This is a genomic window from Listeria sp. LM90SB2 (genome assembly GCF_028867355.1).
In the GTDB taxonomy this organism is placed as follows: domain Bacteria; phylum Bacillota; class Bacilli; order Lactobacillales; family Listeriaceae; genus Listeria; species Listeria monocytogenes_B.
The window spans coordinates 231,964-251,757 of record NZ_CP046449.1; the positions used below are offsets into that span (position 1 = coordinate 231,964).

At 45.0% G+C, this 19,794-nt stretch carries 9 protein-coding genes, 9 tRNA genes and 6 rRNA genes; all 24 read left to right on the forward strand.

Features of this window, described 5'->3' with window-relative positions; translation table 11 throughout:
* Positions 1-51: 51 nt before the first annotated feature.
* The 24 genes from cysK to GL301_RS01250 all read left to right on the forward strand — a co-directional run bounded on the left by cysK (position 52) and on the right by GL301_RS01250 (position 19,779).
* Positions 52-978 carry a cysteine synthase A gene (cysK, locus tag GL301_RS01135; protein WP_003725748.1) on the forward strand — a complete coding sequence of 309 codons (927 nt, stop codon included), beginning with the start codon at positions 52-54 and terminating at the stop codon, positions 976-978.
* A 902-nt stretch (positions 979-1,880) separates the two neighbouring features.
* Positions 1,881-2,696: a dihydropteroate synthase gene (gene folP / locus GL301_RS01140; protein WP_003728449.1), complete on the forward strand. Its 816-nt coding sequence runs from the start codon at positions 1,881-1,883 to the stop codon at positions 2,694-2,696.
* A gap of 13 nt (positions 2,697-2,709) precedes the next feature.
* Complete coding sequence (gene folB, locus GL301_RS01145; RefSeq protein WP_003728448.1) at positions 2,710-3,084, forward strand: dihydroneopterin aldolase; 375 nt, start codon at positions 2,710-2,712, stop codon at positions 3,082-3,084.
* The gene (gene folK / locus GL301_RS01150) at positions 3,077-3,556 is read left to right on the forward strand and encodes a 2-amino-4-hydroxy-6-hydroxymethyldihydropteridine diphosphokinase (protein WP_003725754.1); all 480 of its coding nucleotides are present in this window, start codon (positions 3,077-3,079) and stop codon (positions 3,554-3,556) included. Before folB ends, folK begins: the two co-directional genes overlap by 8 nt.
* Positions 3,557-3,631: 75 nt before the next feature.
* Positions 3,632-4,627 carry a tRNA dihydrouridine synthase DusB gene (gene dusB / locus GL301_RS01155; RefSeq protein ID WP_003723750.1) on the forward strand — a complete coding sequence of 332 codons (996 nt, stop codon included), beginning with the start codon at positions 3,632-3,634 and terminating at the stop codon, positions 4,625-4,627.
* 114 nt (positions 4,628-4,741) lie between these two features.
* Positions 4,742-6,238: a lysine--tRNA ligase gene (lysS, locus tag GL301_RS01160; protein WP_003728446.1), complete on the forward strand. Its 1,497-nt coding sequence runs from the start codon at positions 4,742-4,744 to the stop codon at positions 6,236-6,238.
* A 448-nt stretch (positions 6,239-6,686) separates the two neighbouring features.
* Positions 6,687-8,236: ribosomal RNA gene (locus GL301_RS01165) — 16S ribosomal RNA — on the forward strand.
* Between the two features lie 246 nt (positions 8,237-8,482).
* Positions 8,483-11,414: ribosomal RNA gene (locus GL301_RS01170) — 23S ribosomal RNA — on the forward strand.
* Between the two features lie 77 nt (positions 11,415-11,491).
* Positions 11,492-11,607, forward strand: a 5S ribosomal RNA gene (gene rrf / locus GL301_RS01175).
* A gap of 9 nt (positions 11,608-11,616) precedes the next feature.
* Positions 11,617-11,689 (forward strand) — tRNA-Val (locus tag GL301_RS01180).
* Positions 11,690-11,697: 8 nt separating this feature from the next.
* Positions 11,698-11,773 (forward strand) — tRNA-Thr (locus GL301_RS01185).
* Positions 11,774-11,813: 40 nt separating this feature from the next.
* Positions 11,814-11,886, forward strand: a tRNA-Lys gene (locus GL301_RS01190).
* A 5-nt stretch (positions 11,887-11,891) separates the two neighbouring features.
* Positions 11,892-11,973: transfer RNA gene (locus tag GL301_RS01195), tRNA-Leu, on the forward strand.
* 14 nt (positions 11,974-11,987) lie between these two features.
* Positions 11,988-12,059 (forward strand) — tRNA-Gly (locus tag GL301_RS01200).
* A 21-nt stretch (positions 12,060-12,080) separates the two neighbouring features.
* Positions 12,081-12,166: transfer RNA gene (locus GL301_RS01205), tRNA-Leu, on the forward strand.
* Positions 12,167-12,178: 12 nt separating this feature from the next.
* Positions 12,179-12,252, forward strand: a tRNA-Arg gene (locus tag GL301_RS01210).
* Positions 12,253-12,262: 10 nt separating this feature from the next.
* A tRNA-Pro gene (locus GL301_RS01215) sits at positions 12,263-12,336 on the forward strand.
* 18 nt (positions 12,337-12,354) lie between these two features.
* Positions 12,355-12,430: transfer RNA gene (locus GL301_RS01220), tRNA-Ala, on the forward strand.
* Between the two features lie 275 nt (positions 12,431-12,705).
* A 16S ribosomal RNA gene (locus GL301_RS01225) occupies positions 12,706-14,255 on the forward strand.
* Between the two features lie 246 nt (positions 14,256-14,501).
* Positions 14,502-17,433 (forward strand): 23S ribosomal RNA (locus GL301_RS01230).
* Between the two features lie 77 nt (positions 17,434-17,510).
* Positions 17,511-17,626, forward strand: a 5S ribosomal RNA gene (rrf, locus tag GL301_RS01235).
* Together the 16S, 23S and 5S rRNA genes with 9 tRNA genes alongside form the textbook arrangement of a ribosomal RNA operon.
* Before the next feature lie 144 nt (positions 17,627-17,770).
* Positions 17,771-18,229: a CtsR family transcriptional regulator gene (locus GL301_RS01240; RefSeq protein ID WP_003726421.1), complete on the forward strand. Its 459-nt coding sequence runs from the start codon at positions 17,771-17,773 to the stop codon at positions 18,227-18,229.
* Positions 18,230-18,241: 12 nt separating this feature from the next.
* The gene (locus GL301_RS01245) at positions 18,242-18,760 is read left to right on the forward strand and encodes a UvrB/UvrC motif-containing protein (RefSeq protein WP_010958694.1); all 519 of its coding nucleotides are present in this window, start codon (positions 18,242-18,244) and stop codon (positions 18,758-18,760) included.
* Positions 18,757-19,779: a protein arginine kinase gene (locus tag GL301_RS01250; RefSeq protein WP_010958695.1), complete on the forward strand. Its 1,023-nt coding sequence runs from the start codon at positions 18,757-18,759 to the stop codon at positions 19,777-19,779. The genes GL301_RS01245 and GL301_RS01250 overlap by 4 nt, the downstream gene beginning before the upstream one ends.
* The last annotated feature ends 15 nt before the right edge of the window (positions 19,780-19,794 follow it).

Genomic DNA, 19,794 nt, shown 5'->3' on the forward strand with positions numbered 1-19,794 from the left:
GAATTAATTAAACTAGATGAAAGACCTAAAATAGATAGGAGTGCTTTAATAATGACAATTGCAAATTCAATCACTGATTTAATTGGAAAGACACCTATTGTGAAACTTAATCGTTTACCAGAAGCAGGAAGCGCGGATGTATACGTAAAATTAGAATTCCAAAATCCAGGTGGCAGCGTAAAAGACCGTATTGCTAACGCGATGATCGAAAGCGCTGAAAAATCTGGTGCATTAAAACCAGGCGATACAATCATTGAGCCAACTAGTGGGAATACTGGTATCGGCCTAGCAATGGTAGCAGCAGCAAAAGGCTACCAAGCGATTTTCGTAATGCCAGAAACAATGAGCTTAGAACGTCGCAAATTACTTCAAGCTTACGGTGCAAAATTAGTTTTAACACCAGGTCCAGACGGCATGAAAGGCGCAATTGCTAAAGCGGAAGAGCTTGCAAAAGAAAATAACTATTTTGTTCCACAACAATTCCACAACCCAGCAAATCCAGCTGTCCATGAAGAAACAACTGGACCAGAAATCGTTGAAGCTTTCGGTAAAGATGGCTTAGATGCTTTCATCGCGGGAGTTGGAACAGGTGGAACAGTAACTGGTGTAGGACACGTACTTAAAAAGAACTACCCAGATGTTAAAATCTATGCTCTTGAACCAGAAGAATCCCCAGTACTTAGCGGTGGTTCTCCATCACCTCATAAAATCCAAGGTATCGGTGCAGGCTTCGTTCCGGATACATTAGATACAAAAGTGTATGACGGCATTCTAAAAGTTTCAAGTGAAGATGCTCTAGAAACAGCACGTGAAGTAGCGAAAAAAGAAGGTATCTTAGTAGGTATTTCTTCCGGAGCAACTGTTAAAGCAGCTCTAGACCTTGCAAAAGAACTTGGTGCTGGCAAAAAAGTACTAGCAATCGTTGCAAGTAACGGCGAACGCTACCTAAGCACACCTCTTTATAATTTTGAAGATTAATAATCAGAGAGCCTAGATTTTCTAGGTTCTTTTTTTATGAAAAGAAATAAATGCATTTCTTACTATTTTCTAATCAAACGCACAGCGGAAACTTTCTTTTCTTGGTTAATATATAGTCATAAGCTAACAACAAGCAAAACATTTTCATTCTTTCCCCTTTTTAGAATGAAAATCCCAAACTCCCTTTTTGACCAGTGTGGTTTACTCCCTTTTTCCACACTGGTTTTTTTCATGCCAAAAAATGAAAAGAAAAACCGAAAAATCTCATGAAACTTTAACAAAAGTCACAGCGTATCCACCAAAAACTTGGTTAATATATAGTCATAAGCTAACAACAAGCAAAACATTTTCATTCTTTCCCCTTTTAGAATGAAAATCCCAAACTCCCTTTTTGACCAGTGTGGTTTACTCCCTTTTTCCACACTGGTTTTTTCATGGAAAAAAATGAAGAAAAAAACCGAAAAATCTCATGAAACTTTAACAAAAATCACAGCGCATCCACCAAAAACTTGGTTAATATATAGTCATAAGCTAACAACAAGCAAAACATTTTCATTCTTCTCCCCCCTTTTAGAATGAAGATCCCAAACTCCCTTTTTGACCAGTGTGGTTTACTCCCTTTTTCCACACTGGTTTTTTAATACCAAAAAATGAAAAGAAAAACCGAAAAATCTCATGAAACTTTAACAAAAATCACAGCATATCCACCAAAAACTTGGTTAATATATAGTCATAAGCTAACAACAAGCAAAACATTTTCATTCTTCTCCCCCCTTTTTAGAATGAAGATCCCAAACTCCCTTTTTGACCGATGCGGTTTACTCCCTTTTCCGCATCGGTTTTTTTGTGCGCTAAAATCACTGAATTCTGCTATAATAAATCTCGGAAAGAGGTGTTTGGGCTTGAAGAAGTGGAAAAGGGATCACTTAGGTATGGTCATGGGGATACTGAATGTTACGCCAGACTCTTTTTCGGATGGCGGGAAATATATGCAAGTGGAAGAAGCTGTGGCTCGAGCGTTACAAATGGCAGAAGATGGAGCAGCAATTATTGACGTTGGTGGAATATCTACTCGGCCTGGTTTTTCAGAGGTAACGCCTGAGGAAGAACTTAATCGAATTATTCCTGTCATTAAAGCTGTTAGGACAAAACTTCCGGATATATGGATTTCTGTTGATACTTGGCGTGCCGAAGTGGCTGAAAAAGCTATTTTAGCAGGAGCTAATATGATAAATGATCAATGGGGTGCCAAAAAAGAACCGAAAATTGCGGAAGTAGCTGCGAAATATAACGTGCCAATTTGTTTGATGCACAACCGAGAAAACACGCAATACGATAATTTTCTGGAAGATGTGAAGAAAGACTTATTAGAAAGTGTTGCAATTGCTAAAGCGGCATCCGTGCCAGATGAACATATTATTCTTGATCCGGGTTTCGGTTTTGTTAAGACACCTGCGCAGAATTTAGAAGTGTTACGACGCATTGATGAGATAGTGGCGCTTGGTTACGAGGTTTTACTTGGTACGAGTAGAAAGTCGACAATTGGTCTCGTCTTAGGAACTACTCCAGAGGATAGAATGGAAGGAACTGGAGCAACTACAGTTTACGGATTTTCGAAAGGTTGCACAATTACTCGTGTACACGATGTACTTCCCATTGCGCGCATGGTACGAATGACAGATGCGATTACTGGCAAATTAGATATTACAAAATTATAAAGAGGTGCTTTAGTTGGATAAAATTTATTTAAATGAATTAGTGTTTTACGGATACCATGGAGTTTTGGCGGAAGAAACAAAACTAGGACAAACGTTTAGAGTATCGCTTATTCTCGGCCTTTCTACTAAAAAAGCAGGAATATCGGATAGTGTAGACGACACAGTCAGCTATGCAGAGGTTTATGAAACAGTAAAAGAAATAGTAGAAGGAACGCCATTCAAATTAATCGAGGCGCTTGCCGAAAAAATTGCAACGGAAGTTTTAACTGGTTATCCTCTATTAGAAGAAGTGACTGTAAAACTTATTAAACCAAATCCTCCGATTCCGGGACATTATGATTCTGTTGCAGTGGAAATTGAACGTAAAAGAAGTGATTTGAATGGCTAAGGCGTTTCTATCAATTGGTACAAACCTTGGCGAACGTTTAGAAAATTTAAATGACGCACTAAGTGGTTTAGCTGCTTCAGATAAAATTAAAATTACCAACGTATCTAGTGTATACGAAACAGACGCAGTAGGTTACGAAGATCAAGCGGCATTTTTAAATATCGCTGTAGAAATTGAAACGGACTTTCCGCCAGTTGATTTACTAGATTTTTGCCTTGCGCTCGAACTTGAATTGGGGCGAGTTCGATTATTTAAGTGGGGTCCGCGACTCATTGATATCGATGTTTTATTATATGATGATGTTAAAATCGATACAGAAAAGCTGAAAATCCCACATCCTTATATGAAAGAACGCGCTTTTGTGCTGATTCCATTAATAGAGATTTCACCAGAAAAAAGCAATCTTGTAGATAATCCAGCCATTTTGGAAGAACAAGGTGTTCGGAAAATAAAAAATCAAGTCAACTGGTAAAATTGGCACTTGCAGAAAAAACTGATTATGATAACATATCACTAGCGCAATTTAAGAGGAAGGGGTTTACCATTAATGTTTAAAATAGGTAACGTAGAAATTAAAAACCAAGTAGTTGTGGCGCCAATGGCCGGTATATCCAATTCCGCATTCCGTTTAACGGTCAAAGAATTCGGAGCAGGTCTCGTTTGCTGTGAAATGATTAGCGACAAAGGAATCGCATACCGCAATGCTAAAACGCTTGATATGCTATATATTGATGAAAAAGAAAAACCATTGAGCTTACAAATTTTTGGTGGTGAGAAAGAAACGCTTGTAGAAGCTGCGAAATTCGTAGCTGAAAATACAACGGCAGATATTATTGATATTAATATGGGCTGTCCGGTAAACAAAATTATCAAATGTGAAGCTGGAGCGAAATGGCTACTTGATCCAAATAAAGTGTATGACATGGTAGCTGCTGTAGTGGACGCTGTTGATAAACCGGTAACAGTAAAAATGCGTATTGGTTGGGACGAAGAACATGTTTTTGCTATCGAAAATGCACTTGCTGCTGAACGTGCCGGAGCTGCAGCTGTTGCAATGCACGGCCGTACTCGTGTGCAAATGTACGAAGGTAGCGCGAACTGGGATGTGCTTAGAGACGTAAAACGCGAACTGAAAATCCCGTTCATGGCAAATGGGGACGTGAGAACACCAGAAGATGCCAAACGAATTTTAGAACATACTGGAGCAGATGGAGTAATGATTGGTCGAGCTGCACTTGGAAACCCATGGATGATTTATCGCACGGTGAAATTCCTAGAAACAGGCGAACTTCTTCCAGAACCAGAACCACGCGAAAAAATGCAAACTGCCATGCTTCACCTTAATCGCCTAGTCGAGCTAAAAGGAGAAAACATTGCAGTTCGCGAGTTTAGACAACACGCAGCTTATTATCTAAAAGGAGCTCGCGGAAGCACTCGCGCGAAAGTGGCTGCTAACCAAGCGACAAAACAATCAGAGATGGAAGCAATTTTAAATGAATTTGTTCTTCAATATGAAGAAAAAGCATTAGCGAAACAAGACTAATTAGGATTGCCTCGAGATTTCGGGGCAATTTTTAAATTTATACTAGAAAAACCAGACCAAAAAAGCGTATAATGGAAACATCTGTAGAAATGAATAGAATAGGAGTGTACCTATATGAGTAACGAGAATCATGAAGAACTAAATGACCAACTCATCGTCCGTCGCGAAAAAGTGGACACATTACGCGAAGAAGGCATAGATCCTTTTGGCGAAAAATTCATCCGTTCCATCAGCCCGGAAGAAATTGAAACAAAATTCGCTGATAAATCAAAAGAAGAACTTGAAGAAGCTGCTATTGAAGTTTCTGTAGCAGGTCGTATTATGACGAAACGTGTGAAAGGTAAAGTAGGTTTCACACATATTCAAGACCGTTTCCATCAATTACAAATCTATATCCGTAAAGATGCAATTGGCGAAGATGCTTATGCAGTCTTCAAATTAGCGGATCTAGGTGACATTATTGGTATAAAAGGGACTATTTTCCGTACTAATACAGGTGAACTTTCTGTTAAAGCAACGGAATTCACTTTGCTTTCCAAATCATTACGTCCACTTCCTGATAAATATCATGGCTTAAAAGACGTAGAACAACGCTATCGTCAACGCTATTTAGACTTAATTACAAACGAAGAAAGCCAAAATCGTTTTGTGATGCGCAGTAAAATCTTGAAATACACTCGTGATTACATGGATAATCAAGGATTCCTAGAAGTAGAAACTCCAGTGCTTCATACAATTGCTGGTGGTGCTGCTGCAAAACCATTTATTACGCACCATAATGCACTTGATATGGAATTATATTTACGAATTGCTTTAGAACTACACTTAAAACGCCTAATCGTTGGTGGGATGGATAAAGTATACGAAATCGGCCGCGTTTTCCGTAATGAAGGAACCTCCACGCGTCATAACCCAGAATTTACAATGTTAGAATCCTATGCAGCATACGAAGATTACGAAGATGTTATGGATTTGGTAGAAGGTTTAGTATCTACAGTATGCAAACAAGTAAATGGAACAACAGAAATAACATACGGTGAATACAATGTAGATCTAACTCCAAACTGGCGCCGTATCCACATGGCAGATGCTGTAAAAGAATATGTCGGAGTGGATTTCTGGAACGTAACTTCCGATGAAGAAGCACGCGAACTAGCTAAAAAACATAATGTGCCAGTAACGGAGCACATGACATACGGGCACATTCTTAATGAGTTTTTTGAAACATACGTAGAAGAAAAGCTTATTCAACCAACCTTTGTTTACGGACATCCGGTGGAAATTTCACCATTAGCGAAGAAAAACAAAGAAGATGACCGTTTTACTGACCGTTTTGAATTATTTATCGTTGGTCGTGAACATGCAAATGCATTCTCGGAATTAAACGATCCAATTGATCAAAGAGAGCGTTTTGAAGCGCAAATGAAAGAACGTGAGCAAGGTAATGATGAAGCGCACGGAATGGATGCAGATTTCCTTGAAGCTTTAGAATACGGTCTACCGCCGACTGGTGGACTTGGAATAGGTATCGATCGTCTAGTAATGCTATTAACAGATGCCCCGTCTATTCGTGATATCCTATTATTCCCAACTATGAAACACCGCGACTAATTAAAAATCCAGAGCTGATTATATCGGTTCTGGATTTTGTTTTTTTTCTCAGAAAAAAACAAATTTGCCAAAGAGAAACTTTTTCTCAAAATATGCTTGCAATCCCTATAAAAACATGATATATTTATAAACGTTCCAGTTAAACAAACGCAAAATGCTCATCAAGAAATTAAATTTTTTTGAAAAAACATCTTGACTTTGTTGACTAGATAGAGTAAGATATAAGAGTTGCTGCTAAAGGCAACGAAGAAGAAAAAGTGACCTTTGAAAACTGAACAAAGAAGAAGACGAAAAGCAATGAGACGTAAAGTCTTACTGGTAATCGCAGGGCAGAAAACAGAAAGCTGTTTTCAACAAAACAAACTAGTAATTTAATTGCTAGCGAAGTCAATTTGACGCAAGGAATCTTATTCACGGTGTTGAATAAGCATTCAAATTCAATTTATATTTTAAAGAGAGTTTGATCCTGGCTCAGGACGAACGCTGGCGGCGTGCCTAATACATGCAAGTCGAACGAACGGAGGAAGAGCTTGCTCTTCCAAAGTTAGTGGCGGACGGGTGAGTAACACGTGGGCAACCTGCCTGTAAGTTGGGGATAACTCCGGGAAACCGGGGCTAATACCGAATGATAAAGTGTGGCGCATGCCACGCTTTTGAAAGATGGTTTCGGCTATCGCTTACAGATGGGCCCGCGGTGCATTAGCTAGTTGGTAGGGTAATGGCCTACCAAGGCAACGATGCATAGCCGACCTGAGAGGGTGATCGGCCACACTGGGACTGAGACACGGCCCAGACTCCTACGGGAGGCAGCAGTAGGGAATCTTCCGCAATGGACGAAAGTCTGACGGAGCAACGCCGCGTGTATGAAGAAGGTTTTCGGATCGTAAAGTACTGTTGTTAGAGAAGAACAAGGATAAGAGTAACTGCTTGTCCCTTGACGGTATCTAACCAGAAAGCCACGGCTAACTACGTGCCAGCAGCCGCGGTAATACGTAGGTGGCAAGCGTTGTCCGGATTTATTGGGCGTAAAGCGCGCGCAGGCGGTCTTTTAAGTCTGATGTGAAAGCCCCCGGCTTAACCGGGGAGGGTCATTGGAAACTGGAAGACTGGAGTGCAGAAGAGGAGAGTGGAATTCCACGTGTAGCGGTGAAATGCGTAGATATGTGGAGGAACACCAGTGGCGAAGGCGACTCTCTGGTCTGTAACTGACGCTGAGGCGCGAAAGCGTGGGGAGCAAACAGGATTAGATACCCTGGTAGTCCACGCCGTAAACGATGAGTGCTAAGTGTTAGGGGGTTTCCGCCCCTTAGTGCTGCAGCTAACGCATTAAGCACTCCGCCTGGGGAGTACGACCGCAAGGTTGAAACTCAAAGGAATTGACGGGGGCCCGCACAAGCGGTGGAGCATGTGGTTTAATTCGAAGCAACGCGAAGAACCTTACCAGGTCTTGACATCCTTTGACCACTCTGGAGACAGAGCTTTCCCTTCGGGGACAAAGTGACAGGTGGTGCATGGTTGTCGTCAGCTCGTGTCGTGAGATGTTGGGTTAAGTCCCGCAACGAGCGCAACCCTTGATTTTAGTTGCCAGCATTTAGTTGGGCACTCTAAAGTGACTGCCGGTGCAAGCCGGAGGAAGGTGGGGATGACGTCAAATCATCATGCCCCTTATGACCTGGGCTACACACGTGCTACAATGGATAGTACAAAGGGTCGCGAAGCCGCGAGGTGGAGCTAATCCCATAAAACTATTCTCAGTTCGGATTGTAGGCTGCAACTCGCCTACATGAAGCCGGAATCGCTAGTAATCGTGGATCAGCATGCCACGGTGAATACGTTCCCGGGCCTTGTACACACCGCCCGTCACACCACGAGAGTTTGTAACACCCGAAGTCGGTAGGGTAACCTTTATGGAGCCAGCCGCCGAAGGTGGGACAGATAATTGGGGTGAAGTCGTAACAAGGTAGCCGTATCGGAAGGTGCGGCTGGATCACCTCCTTTCTAAGGAAAAGGAAACCTGTGAGTTTTCGTTCTTCTCTATTTGTTCAGTTTTGAGAGGTTAGTACTTCTCAGTATGTTTGTTCTTTGAAAACTAGATAAGAAAGTTAGTAAAGTTAGCATAGATAATTTATTATTTATGACACAAGTAACCGAGAATCATCTGAAAGTGAATCTTTCATCTGATTGGAAGTATCATCGCTGATACGGAAAATCAGAAAAACAACCTTTACTTCGTAGAAGTAAATTGGTTAAGTTAGAAAGGGCGCACGGTGGATGCCTTGGCACTAGGAGCCGAAGAAGGACGGGACTAACACCGATATGCTTTGGGGAGCTGTACGTAAGCGTTGATCCAGAGATTTCCGAATGGGGGAACCCACTATCTTTAGTCGGATAGTATCCTTACGTGAATACATAGCGTGAGGAAGGCAGACCCAGGGAACTGAAACATCTAAGTACCTGGAGGAAGAGAAAGAAAAATCGATTTCCTGAGTAGCGGCGAGCGAAACGGAAAGAGCCCAAACCAAGAAGCTTGCTTCTTGGGGTTGTAGGACACTCTATACGGAGTTACAAAAGAAAGTTATAAATGAAGCGGTCTGGAAAGGCCCGCCAAAGACGGTAACAGCCCGGTAGTTGAAATGGCTTTCCCTCCAGAGTGGATCCTGAGTACGGCGGAACACGTGAAATTCCGTCGGAATCCGGGAGGACCATCTCCCAAGGCTAAATACTCCCTAGTGACCGATAGTGAACCAGTACCGTGAGGGAAAGGTGAAAAGCACCCCGGAAGGGGAGTGAAACAGTTCCTGAAACCGTGTGCCTACAAGTAGTTAGAGCCCGTTAATGGGTGATAGCGTGCCTTTTGTAGAATGAACCGGCGAGTTACGATTTGTTGCAAGGTTAAGCGGAAAAAGCGGAGCCGTAGCGAAAGCGAGTCTGAATAGGGCGCATAAGTAACAGGTCGTAGACCCGAAACCAGGTGATCTACCCATGTCCAGGATGAAGGTAAGGTAATACTTACTGGAGGTCCGAACCCACGCACGTTGAAAAGTGCGGGGATGAGGTGTGGGTAGCGGAGAAATTCCAATCGAACTTGGAGATAGCTGGTTCTCTCCGAAATAGCTTTAGGGCTAGCCTCGAGGTAAAGAGTCATGGAGGTAGAGCACTGTTTGGACTAGGGGCCCTTCTCGGGTTACCGAATTCAGATAAACTCCGAATGCCATGTACTTATACTCGGGAGTCAGACTGCGAGTGATAAGATCCGTAGTCGAAAGGGAAACAGCCCAGACCACCAGTTAAGGTCCCCAAATATATGTTAAGTGGAAAAGGATGTGGGGTTGCTTAGACAACCAGGATGTTGGCTTAGAAGCAGCCACCATTGAAAGAGTGCGTAATAGCTCACTGGTCGAGTGACCCCGCGCCGAAAATGTACCGGGGCTAAACATATTACCGAAACTGTGGATGAACCTCTTTAGAGGTTCGTGGTAGGAGAGCGTTCTAAGGGCGGTGAAGTCAGACCGGAAGGACTGGTGGAGCGCTTAGAAGTGAGAATGCCGGTATGAGTAGCGAAAGAAGGGTGAGAATCCCTTCCACCGAATATCTAAGGTTTCCTGAGGAAGGCTCGTCCGCTCAGGGTTAGTCGGGACCTAAGCCGAGGCCGATAGGCGTAGGCGATGGACAACAGGTAGAGATTCCTGTACCAGTGCTAATTGTTTAACCGATGGGGTGACACAGAAGGATAGGGAATCGCACGAATGGAAATGTGCGTCCAAGCAGTGAGTGTGAGAAGTAGGCAAATCCGCTTCTCGCGAAGCATGAGCTGTGATGGGGAAGGAAATTAAGTACGGAAGTTCCTGATTTCACGCTGTCAAGAAAAGCCTCTAGGAAGAGTAGTACTGCCCGTACCGCAAACCGACACAGGTAGATGAGGAGAGAATCCTAAGGTGAGCGAGAGAACTCTCGTTAAGGAACTCGGCAAAATGACCCCGTAACTTCGGGAGAAGGGGTGCTCTATTAGGGTGCAAGCCCGAGAGAGCCGCAGTGAATAGGCCCAGGCGACTGTTTAGCAAAAACACAGGTCTCTGCAAAACCGTAAGGTGACGTATAGGGGCTGACGCCTGCCCGGTGCTGGAAGGTTAAGAGGAGTGCTTAGCTTCGGCGAAGGTACGAATTGAAGCCCCAGTAAACGGCGGCCGTAACTATAACGGTCCTAAGGTAGCGAAATTCCTTGTCGGGTAAGTTCCGACCCGCACGAAAGGCGCAACGATCTGGGCACTGTCTCAACGAGAGACTCGGTGAAATTATAGTACCTGTGAAGATGCAGGTTACCCGCGACAGGACGGAAAGACCCCGTGGAGCTTTACTGCAACCTGATATGGAATGTTTGTACCGCTTGTACAGGATAGGTAGGAGCCGAAGAGACGTGTGCGCTAGCATACGAGGAGGCAATGGTGGGATACTACCCTGGCTGTATGACCATTCTAACCCGCCACGCTTAGCGCGTGGGGAGACAGTGTCAGGTGGGCAGTTTGACTGGGGCGGTCGCCTCCTAAAGAGTAACGGAGGCGCCCAAAGGTTCCCTCAGAATGGATGGAAATCATTCGCAGAGTGTAAAGGCACAAGGGAGCTTGACTGCGAGACTGACAAGTCGAGCAGGGACGAAAGTCGGGCTTAGTGATCCGGTGGTTCCGCATGGAAGGGCCATCGCTCAACGGATAAAAGCTACCCCGGGGATAACAGGCTTATCTCCCCCAAGAGTCCACATCGACGGGGAGGTTTGGCACCTCGATGTCGGCTCGTCGCATCCTGGGGCTGTAGTCGGTCCCAAGGGTTGGGCTGTTCGCCCATTAAAGCGGCACGCGAGCTGGGTTCAGAACGTCGTGAGACAGTTCGGTCCCTATCCGTCGCGGGCGCAGGAAATTTGAGAGGAGCTGTCCTTAGTACGAGAGGACCGGGATGGACACACCGCTGGTGTACCAGTTGTTCCGCCAGGAGCATCGCTGGGTAGCTATGTGTGGCAGGGATAAACGCTGAAAGCATCTAAGCGTGAAGCCCCCCTCAAGATGAGATTTCCCATTTCTTCGGAAAGTAAGATCCCTGAAAGATGATCAGGTAGATAGGTTTGGAGTGGAAGTGTAGCGATACATGGAGCGGACAAATACTAATCGATCGAGGACTTAACCAAAAAATGAAACGAAGTTACCTAACTGAACCCTTTCTTCTCTAGTTTTGAGAGAGCAATCTTTCAACAACTTTATATTGTCTGGTAGTTATGGCGAGAAGGTCACACCCGTTCCCATCCCGAACACGGTAGTTAAGCTTCTCTGCGCCAATGGTAGTTGGGGGCTTCCCCCTGCGAGAGTAGGTCGCTGCCGGGCAGTATTTCTGGAGGTTTAGCTCAGCTGGGAGAGCATCTGCCTTACAAGCAGAGGGTCAGCGGTTCGATCCCGTTAACCTCCATTTTTTATGCCGGCTTAGCTCAGTTGGTAGAGCAACTGATTTGTAATCAGTAGGTCGCGAGTTCGACTCTTGCAGCCGGCACCATTAATATTAACTTTATGATAATACATATTTTTATTGTAGAGAGCCGTTAGCTCAGTTGGTAGAGCATCTGACTTTTAATCAGAGGGTCGCTGGTTCGAACCCAGCACGGCTCACTTTTGCGGGTGTGGCGGAATTGGCAGACGCACCAGATTTAGGATCTGGCGCCGCGAGGCGTGGGGGTTCAAGTCCCTTCACCCGCACTTATTTTAAATATGCGGAAGTAGTTCAGTGGTAGAACATCACCTTGCCAAGGTGGGGGTCGCGGGTTCGAACCCCGTCTTCCGCTTGTTTACAAAAGTTCCAATATGCCGGGGTGGCGGAACTGGCAGACGCACAGGACTTAAAATCCTGCGGATAGTGATATCCGTACCGGTTCGATTCCGGTCCTCGGCATTATTTTTATATGCGCCCATAGCTCAACTGGATAGAGTACTTGACTACGAATCAAGCGGTTAGAGGTTCGACTCCTCTTGGGCGCACTTTATTAAACGGGAAGTAGCTCAGCTTGGTAGAGCACTTGGTTTGGGACCAAGGGGTCGCAGGTTCGAATCCTGTCTTCCCGATTGTTTGATTTTTATTATGGGGCCTTAGCTCAGCTGGGAGAGCGCCTGCTTTGCACGCAGGAGGTCAGCGGTTCGATCCCGCTAGGCTCCACCAAATTATTTCTAAAAATGTGTTGACATTGTTTAGAGAATAGAGTAAGATATAAGAGTTGCTGCTAAAGGCAACGAAGAAGAAAAAGTGACCTTTGAAAACTGAACAAAGAAGAAGACGAAAAGCAATGAGACGTAAAGTCTTACTGGTAATCGCAGGGCAGAAAACAGAAAGCTGTTTTCAACAAAACAAACTAGTAATTTAATTGCTAGCGAAGTCAATTTGACGCAAGGAATCTTATTCACGGTGTTGAATAAGCATTCAAATTCAATTTATATTTTAAAGAGAGTTTGATCCTGGCTCAGGACGAACGCTGGCGGCGTGCCTAATACATGCAAGTCGAACGAACGGAGGAAGAGCTTGCTCTTCCAAAGTTAGTGGCGGACGGGTGAGTAACACGTGGGCAACCTGCCTGTAAGTTGGGGATAACTCCGGGAAACCGGGGCTAATACCGAATGATAAAGTGTGGCGCATGCCACGCTTTTGAAAGATGGTTTCGGCTATCGCTTACAGATGGGCCCGCGGTGCATTAGCTAGTTGGTAGGGTAATGGCCTACCAAGGCAACGATGCATAGCCGACCTGAGAGGGTGATCGGCCACACTGGGACTGAGACACGGCCCAGACTCCTACGGGAGGCAGCAGTAGGGAATCTTCCGCAATGGACGAAAGTCTGACGGAGCAACGCCGCGTGTATGAAGAAGGTTTTCGGATCGTAAAGTACTGTTGTTAGAGAAGAACAAGGATAAGAGTAACTGCTTGTCCCTTGACGGTATCTAACCAGAAAGCCACGGCTAACTACGTGCCAGCAGCCGCGGTAATACGTAGGTGGCAAGCGTTGTCCGGATTTATTGGGCGTAAAGCGCGCGCAGGCGGTCTTTTAAGTCTGATGTGAAAGCCCCCGGCTTAACCGGGGAGGGTCATTGGAAACTGGAAGACTGGAGTGCAGAAGAGGAGAGTGGAATTCCACGTGTAGCGGTGAAATGCGTAGATATGTGGAGGAACACCAGTGGCGAAGGCGACTCTCTGGTCTGTAACTGACGCTGAGGCGCGAAAGCGTGGGGAGCAAACAGGATTAGATACCCTGGTAGTCCACGCCGTAAACGATGAGTGCTAAGTGTTAGGGGGTTTCCGCCCCTTAGTGCTGCAGCTAACGCATTAAGCACTCCGCCTGGGGAGTACGACCGCAAGGTTGAAACTCAAAGGAATTGACGGGGGCCCGCACAAGCGGTGGAGCATGTGGTTTAATTCGAAGCAACGCGAAGAACCTTACCAGGTCTTGACATCCTTTGACCACTCTGGAGACAGAGCTTTCCCTTCGGGGACAAAGTGACAGGTGGTGCATGGTTGTCGTCAGCTCGTGTCGTGAGATGTTGGGTTAAGTCCCGCAACGAGCGCAACCCTTGATTTTAGTTGCCAGCATTTAGTTGGGCACTCTAAAGTGACTGCCGGTGCAAGCCGGAGGAAGGTGGGGATGACGTCAAATCATCATGCCCCTTATGACCTGGGCTACACACGTGCTACAATGGATAGTACAAAGGGTCGCGAAGCCGCGAGGTGGAGCTAATCCCATAAAACTATTCTCAGTTCGGATTGTAGGCTGCAACTCGCCTACATGAAGCCGGAATCGCTAGTAATCGTGGATCAGCATGCCACGGTGAATACGTTCCCGGGCCTTGTACACACCGCCCGTCACACCACGAGAGTTTGTAACACCCGAAGTCGGTAGGGTAACCTTTATGGAGCCAGCCGCCGAAGGTGGGACAGATAATTGGGGTGAAGTCGTAACAAGGTAGCCGTATCGGAAGGTGCGGCTGGATCACCTCCTTTCTAAGGAAAAGGAAACCTGTGAGTTTTCGTTCTTCTCTATTTGTTCAGTTTTGAGAGGTTAGTACTTCTCAGTATGTTTGTTCTTTGAAAACTAGATAAGAAAGTTAGTAAAGTTAGCATAGATAATTTATTATTTATGACACAAGTAACCGAGAATCATCTGAAAGTGAATCTTTCATCTGATTGGAAGTATCATCGCTGATACGGAAAATCAGAAAAACAACCTTTACTTCGTAGAAGTAAATTGGTTAAGTTAGAAAGGGCGCACGGTGGATGCCTTGGCACTAGGAGCCGAAGAAGGACGGGACTAACACCGATATGCTTTGGGGAGCTGTACGTAAGCGTTGATCCAGAGATTTCCGAATGGGGGAACCCACTATCTTTAGTCGGATAGTATCCTTACGTGAATACATAGCGTGAGGAAGGCAGACCCAGGGAACTGAAACATCTAAGTACCTGGAGGAAGAGAAAGAAAAATCGATTTCCTGAGTAGCGGCGAGCGAAACGGAAAGAGCCCAAACCAAGAAGCTTGCTTCTTGGGGTTGTAGGACACTCTATACGGAGTTACAAAAGAAAGTTATAAATGAAGCGGTCTGGAAAGGCCCGCCAAAGACGGTAACAGCCCGGTAGTTGAAATGGCTTTCCCTCCAGAGTGGATCCTGAGTACGGCGGAACACGTGAAATTCCGTCGGAATCCGGGAGGACCATCTCCCAAGGCTAAATACTCCCTAGTGACCGATAGTGAACCAGTACCGTGAGGGAAAGGTGAAAAGCACCCCGGAAGGGGAGTGAAACAGTTCCTGAAACCGTGTGCCTACAAGTAGTTAGAGCCCGTTAATGGGTGATAGCGTGCCTTTTGTAGAATGAACCGGCGAGTTACGATTTGTTGCAAGGTTAAGCGGAAAAAGCGGAGCCGTAGCGAAAGCGAGTCTGAATAGGGCGCATAAGTAACAGGTCGTAGACCCGAAACCAGGTGATCTACCCATGTCCAGGATGAAGGTAAGGTAATACTTACTGGAGGTCCGAACCCACGCACGTTGAAAAGTGCGGGGATGAGGTGTGGGTAGCGGAGAAATTCCAATCGAACTTGGAGATAGCTGGTTCTCTCCGAAATAGCTTTAGGGCTAGCCTCGAGGTAAAGAGTCATGGAGGTAGAGCACTGTTTGGACTAGGGGCCCTTCTCGGGTTACCGAATTCAGATAAACTCCGAATGCCATGTACTTATACTCGGGAGTCAGACTGCGAGTGATAAGATCCGTAGTCGAAAGGGAAACAGCCCAGACCACCAGTTAAGGTCCCCAAATATATGTTAAGTGGAAAAGGATGTGGGGTTGCTTAGACAACCAGGATGTTGGCTTAGAAGCAGCCACCATTGAAAGAGTGCGTAATAGCTCACTGGTCGAGTGACCCCGCGCCGAAAATGTACCGGGGCTAAACATATTACCGAAACTGTGGATGAACCTCTTTAGAGGTTCGTGGTAGGAGAGCGTTCTAAGGGCGGTGAAGTCAGACCGGAAGGACTGGTGGAGCGCTTAGAAGTGAGAATGCCGGTATGAGTAGCGAAAGAAGGGTGAGAATCCCTTCCACCGAATATCTAAGGTTTCCTGAGGAAGGCTCGTCCGCTCAGGGTTAGTCGGGACCTAAGCCGAGGCCGATAGGCGTAGGCGATGGACAACAGGTAGAGATTCCTGTACCAGTGCTAATTGTTTAACCGATGGGGTGACACAGAAGGATAGGGAATCGCACGAATGGAAATGTGCGTCCAAGCAGTGAGTGTGAGAAGTAGGCAAATCCGCTTCTCGCGAAGCATGAGCTGTGATGGGGAAGGAAATTAAGTACGGAAGTTCCTGATTTCACGCTGTCAAGAAAAGCCTCTAGGAAGAGTAGTACTGCCCGTACCGCAAACCGACACAGGTAGATGAGGAGAGAATCCTAAGGTGAGCGAGAGAACTCTCGTTAAGGAACTCGGCAAAATGACCCCGTAACTTCGGGAGAAGGGGTGCTCTATTAGGGTGCAAGCCCGAGAGAGCCGCAGTGAATAGGCCCAGGCGACTGTTTAGCAAAAACACAGGTCTCTGCAAAACCGTAAGGTGACGTATAGGGGCTGACGCCTGCCCGGTGCTGGAAGGTTAAGAGGAGTGCTTAGCTTCGGCGAAGGTACGAATTGAAGCCCCAGTAAACGGCGGCCGTAACTATAACGGTCCTAAGGTAGCGAAATTCCTTGTCGGGTAAGTTCCGACCCGCACGAAAGGCGCAACGATCTGGGCACTGTCTCAACGAGAGACTCGGTGAAATTATAGTACCTGTGAAGATGCAGGTTACCCGCGACAGGACGGAAAGACCCCGTGGAGCTTTACTGCAACCTGATATGGAATGTTTGTACCGCTTGTACAGGATAGGTAGGAGCCGAAGAGACGTGTGCGCTAGCATACGAGGAGGCAATGGTGGGATACTACCCTGGCTGTATGACCATTCTAACCCGCCACGCTTAGCGCGTGGGGAGACAGTGTCAGGTGGGCAGTTTGACTGGGGCGGTCGCCTCCTAAAGAGTAACGGAGGCGCCCAAAGGTTCCCTCAGAATGGATGGAAATCATTCGCAGAGTGTAAAGGCACAAGGGAGCTTGACTGCGAGACTGACAAGTCGAGCAGGGACGAAAGTCGGGCTTAGTGATCCGGTGGTTCCGCATGGAAGGGCCATCGCTCAACGGATAAAAGCTACCCCGGGGATAACAGGCTTATCTCCCCCAAGAGTCCACATCGACGGGGAGGTTTGGCACCTCGATGTCGGCTCGTCGCATCCTGGGGCTGTAGTCGGTCCCAAGGGTTGGGCTGTTCGCCCATTAAAGCGGCACGCGAGCTGGGTTCAGAACGTCGTGAGACAGTTCGGTCCCTATCCGTCGCGGGCGCAGGAAATTTGAGAGGAGCTGTCCTTAGTACGAGAGGACCGGGATGGACACACCGCTGGTGTACCAGTTGTTCCGCCAGGAGCATCGCTGGGTAGCTATGTGTGGCAGGGATAAACGCTGAAAGCATCTAAGCGTGAAGCCCCCCTCAAGATGAGATTTCCCATTTCTTCGGAAAGTAAGATCCCTGAAAGATGATCAGGTAGATAGGTTTGGAGTGGAAGTGTAGCGATACATGGAGCGGACAAATACTAATCGATCGAGGACTTAACCAAAAAATGAAACGAAGTTACCTAACTGAACCCTTTCTTCTCTAGTTTTGAGAGAGCAATCTTTCAACAACTTTATATTGTCTGGTAGTTATGGCGAGAAGGTCACACCCGTTCCCATCCCGAACACGGTAGTTAAGCTTCTCTGCGCCAATGGTAGTTGGGGGCTTCCCCCTGCGAGAGTAGGTCGCTGCCGGGCAATTTGAAAAGTCCTAATTATTTAGGGCTTTTTTTGTTTGTAAAAGATAAATAAATTGCTAATAGGTAGGGATATCTAGTATAATTAAAGTCAAAAATAGTCAAAGTCAATGATTTGCAAAAAACAGAAAGGAGATTCCTTATAATGAAAAACATTTCTGATGTTATAGAAGCTTATTTGAAACAAGTATTGGAATCAAGTGAAGCAGTGGAAATTAAAAGAAGTGAAATTGCAGATAAGTTTGAATGTGTACCTTCACAAATTAATTATGTAATAAACACTAGATTTACAATGGAACGAGGGTATATCGTTGAAAGTAAACGTGGTGGTGGTGGCTATATTAGGATTATTAAAGTGAAAATGAATGATAAACTTCAATTGTTAGAAGCAATCATTTCAATGGTTCATGATAAAAAGGTCTCTCAATCATTTTCTGAAGATGTTATTTTGAGATTGCTTGAAGAAGAAGTAATAACGAAGAAAGAAGCAAGATTAATGGTGGCGGCATTGGACAGGGAAGTTTTAATTTTACCTTTACCCGATAGAGATATTTTGAGAAGTAGGATTTTAGAGGCGATGTTAGTTGCTTTGAAATATGATTAAGGTGTGATGACGATGATTTGTCAAAGATGTGGAGAAAATAAAGCAGTTATTGCCTTGCAACAATTAAATGAGCTTGGGAAAGTGAAGTCATTGTACCTATGTGAGAATTGTGCTACGGACGAAGCTCTCTCTTCGGAAAAAGATTTGGTTAAAGCGATGGATACTTTTAGTGAGGTTGCTCTTGACTTCTTAACGCTTTTGCAAAAAGAAGAAAATGCGCAGAAAGAGATTGTTTGTGAGAATTGCCAGCTTAGTTTTGAAGAGTTTTTAAAGACTAATCGAGTTGGGTGCCCGGAGTGTTATTCGGCTTTTGAGGCACAGTTAGTACCGATTATTGGTCGAGTGCAAAATGGATATAAAAAACATGTTGGTAAGGTTCCTGCAGAAGTTGAACGTGCGGAAGGTGTTCAAAATGAAATTAGTCGCTTACAAGAAAAGCTAGCACAGCTAGTTGAAAATGAGGAGTTTGAGGAAGCTGCTGTTGTCCGTGATGAAATCAAGGCTTTGAAAGCTGGAGGTGAGGATAAATGAATGTATTTGAACCGCGGCTGAGTTCTTGGTTAGAAAATGCTGGTGATGACGATGATGTTGTTTTAAGCTCACGTATTAGGCTTGCTAGGAATTTGAAGGATGAACAGTTTCCAGTTTATGAGCAGAAGGAAGAGATTGTTGATAATATTGCCGAAGTTTTTGATGATAATTTTACTTTGATTAAAATGAATCAAATTTCTTTGTTACAAAAGGCGCTTTTGGTGGAAAAACATTTAATTAGTCCTTATATGATGAATAAAAGTGAATATGGTGCGGTTCTTTTAAATGAGGAAGAAAATGTGAGTATTATGTTGAATGAGGAAGATCATTTGCGGATACAGTGCATGACGCCGGGTTTGAGATTATTTGATGCGTTAGAGGCAGCGTTGCAAATTGATGGTTATGTGGAAGAGAAGCTTAGTTATGCTTTTGATAAAGAGTTTGGATATTTGACGAGTTGTGTGACTAATATCGGGACTGGTATGCGCGCTTCAGTAATGGTGCATTTACCGGGACTCGTGACAACAAAAAGGATTAAAAGTGTGATTGAAGCGATTAGGAGCCTAGGTTTTGTGGTAAGAGGTATATACGGAGAAGGTAGCATGCCTGCAAGTAATATTTTCCAGGTCTCAAATCAAGTAACTCTCGGTAAAACGGAAACAGAAATTGTGGAAGATTTAACGCAAGTTATGGAACAAATTATCATGCAAGAGCGTGTTGCTAGAACTACAATAAAGCAAAAATTTCATATTGCACTTGAGGATAGAGTTTTTAGATCATATGGTTTATTGATGAATTGTCGAATTATTTCTATGAAAGAAGCTTCAGATGCTATATCGGATATACGGCTTGGTGTAGAATTAGGATTTTTCGAGCATATTTCTCGCCAAAAAATGAATGAATTGGTACTATTCTCGCAACCAGCTTTTTTGAGAAGAGAAGCAGGACGAGATATGGATGAATTAGAAGAGAAAGTAATACGGGCCAAAGTGATTCGCGAGATTTTGGGCGATAAATGATGAGGCTTACGATAA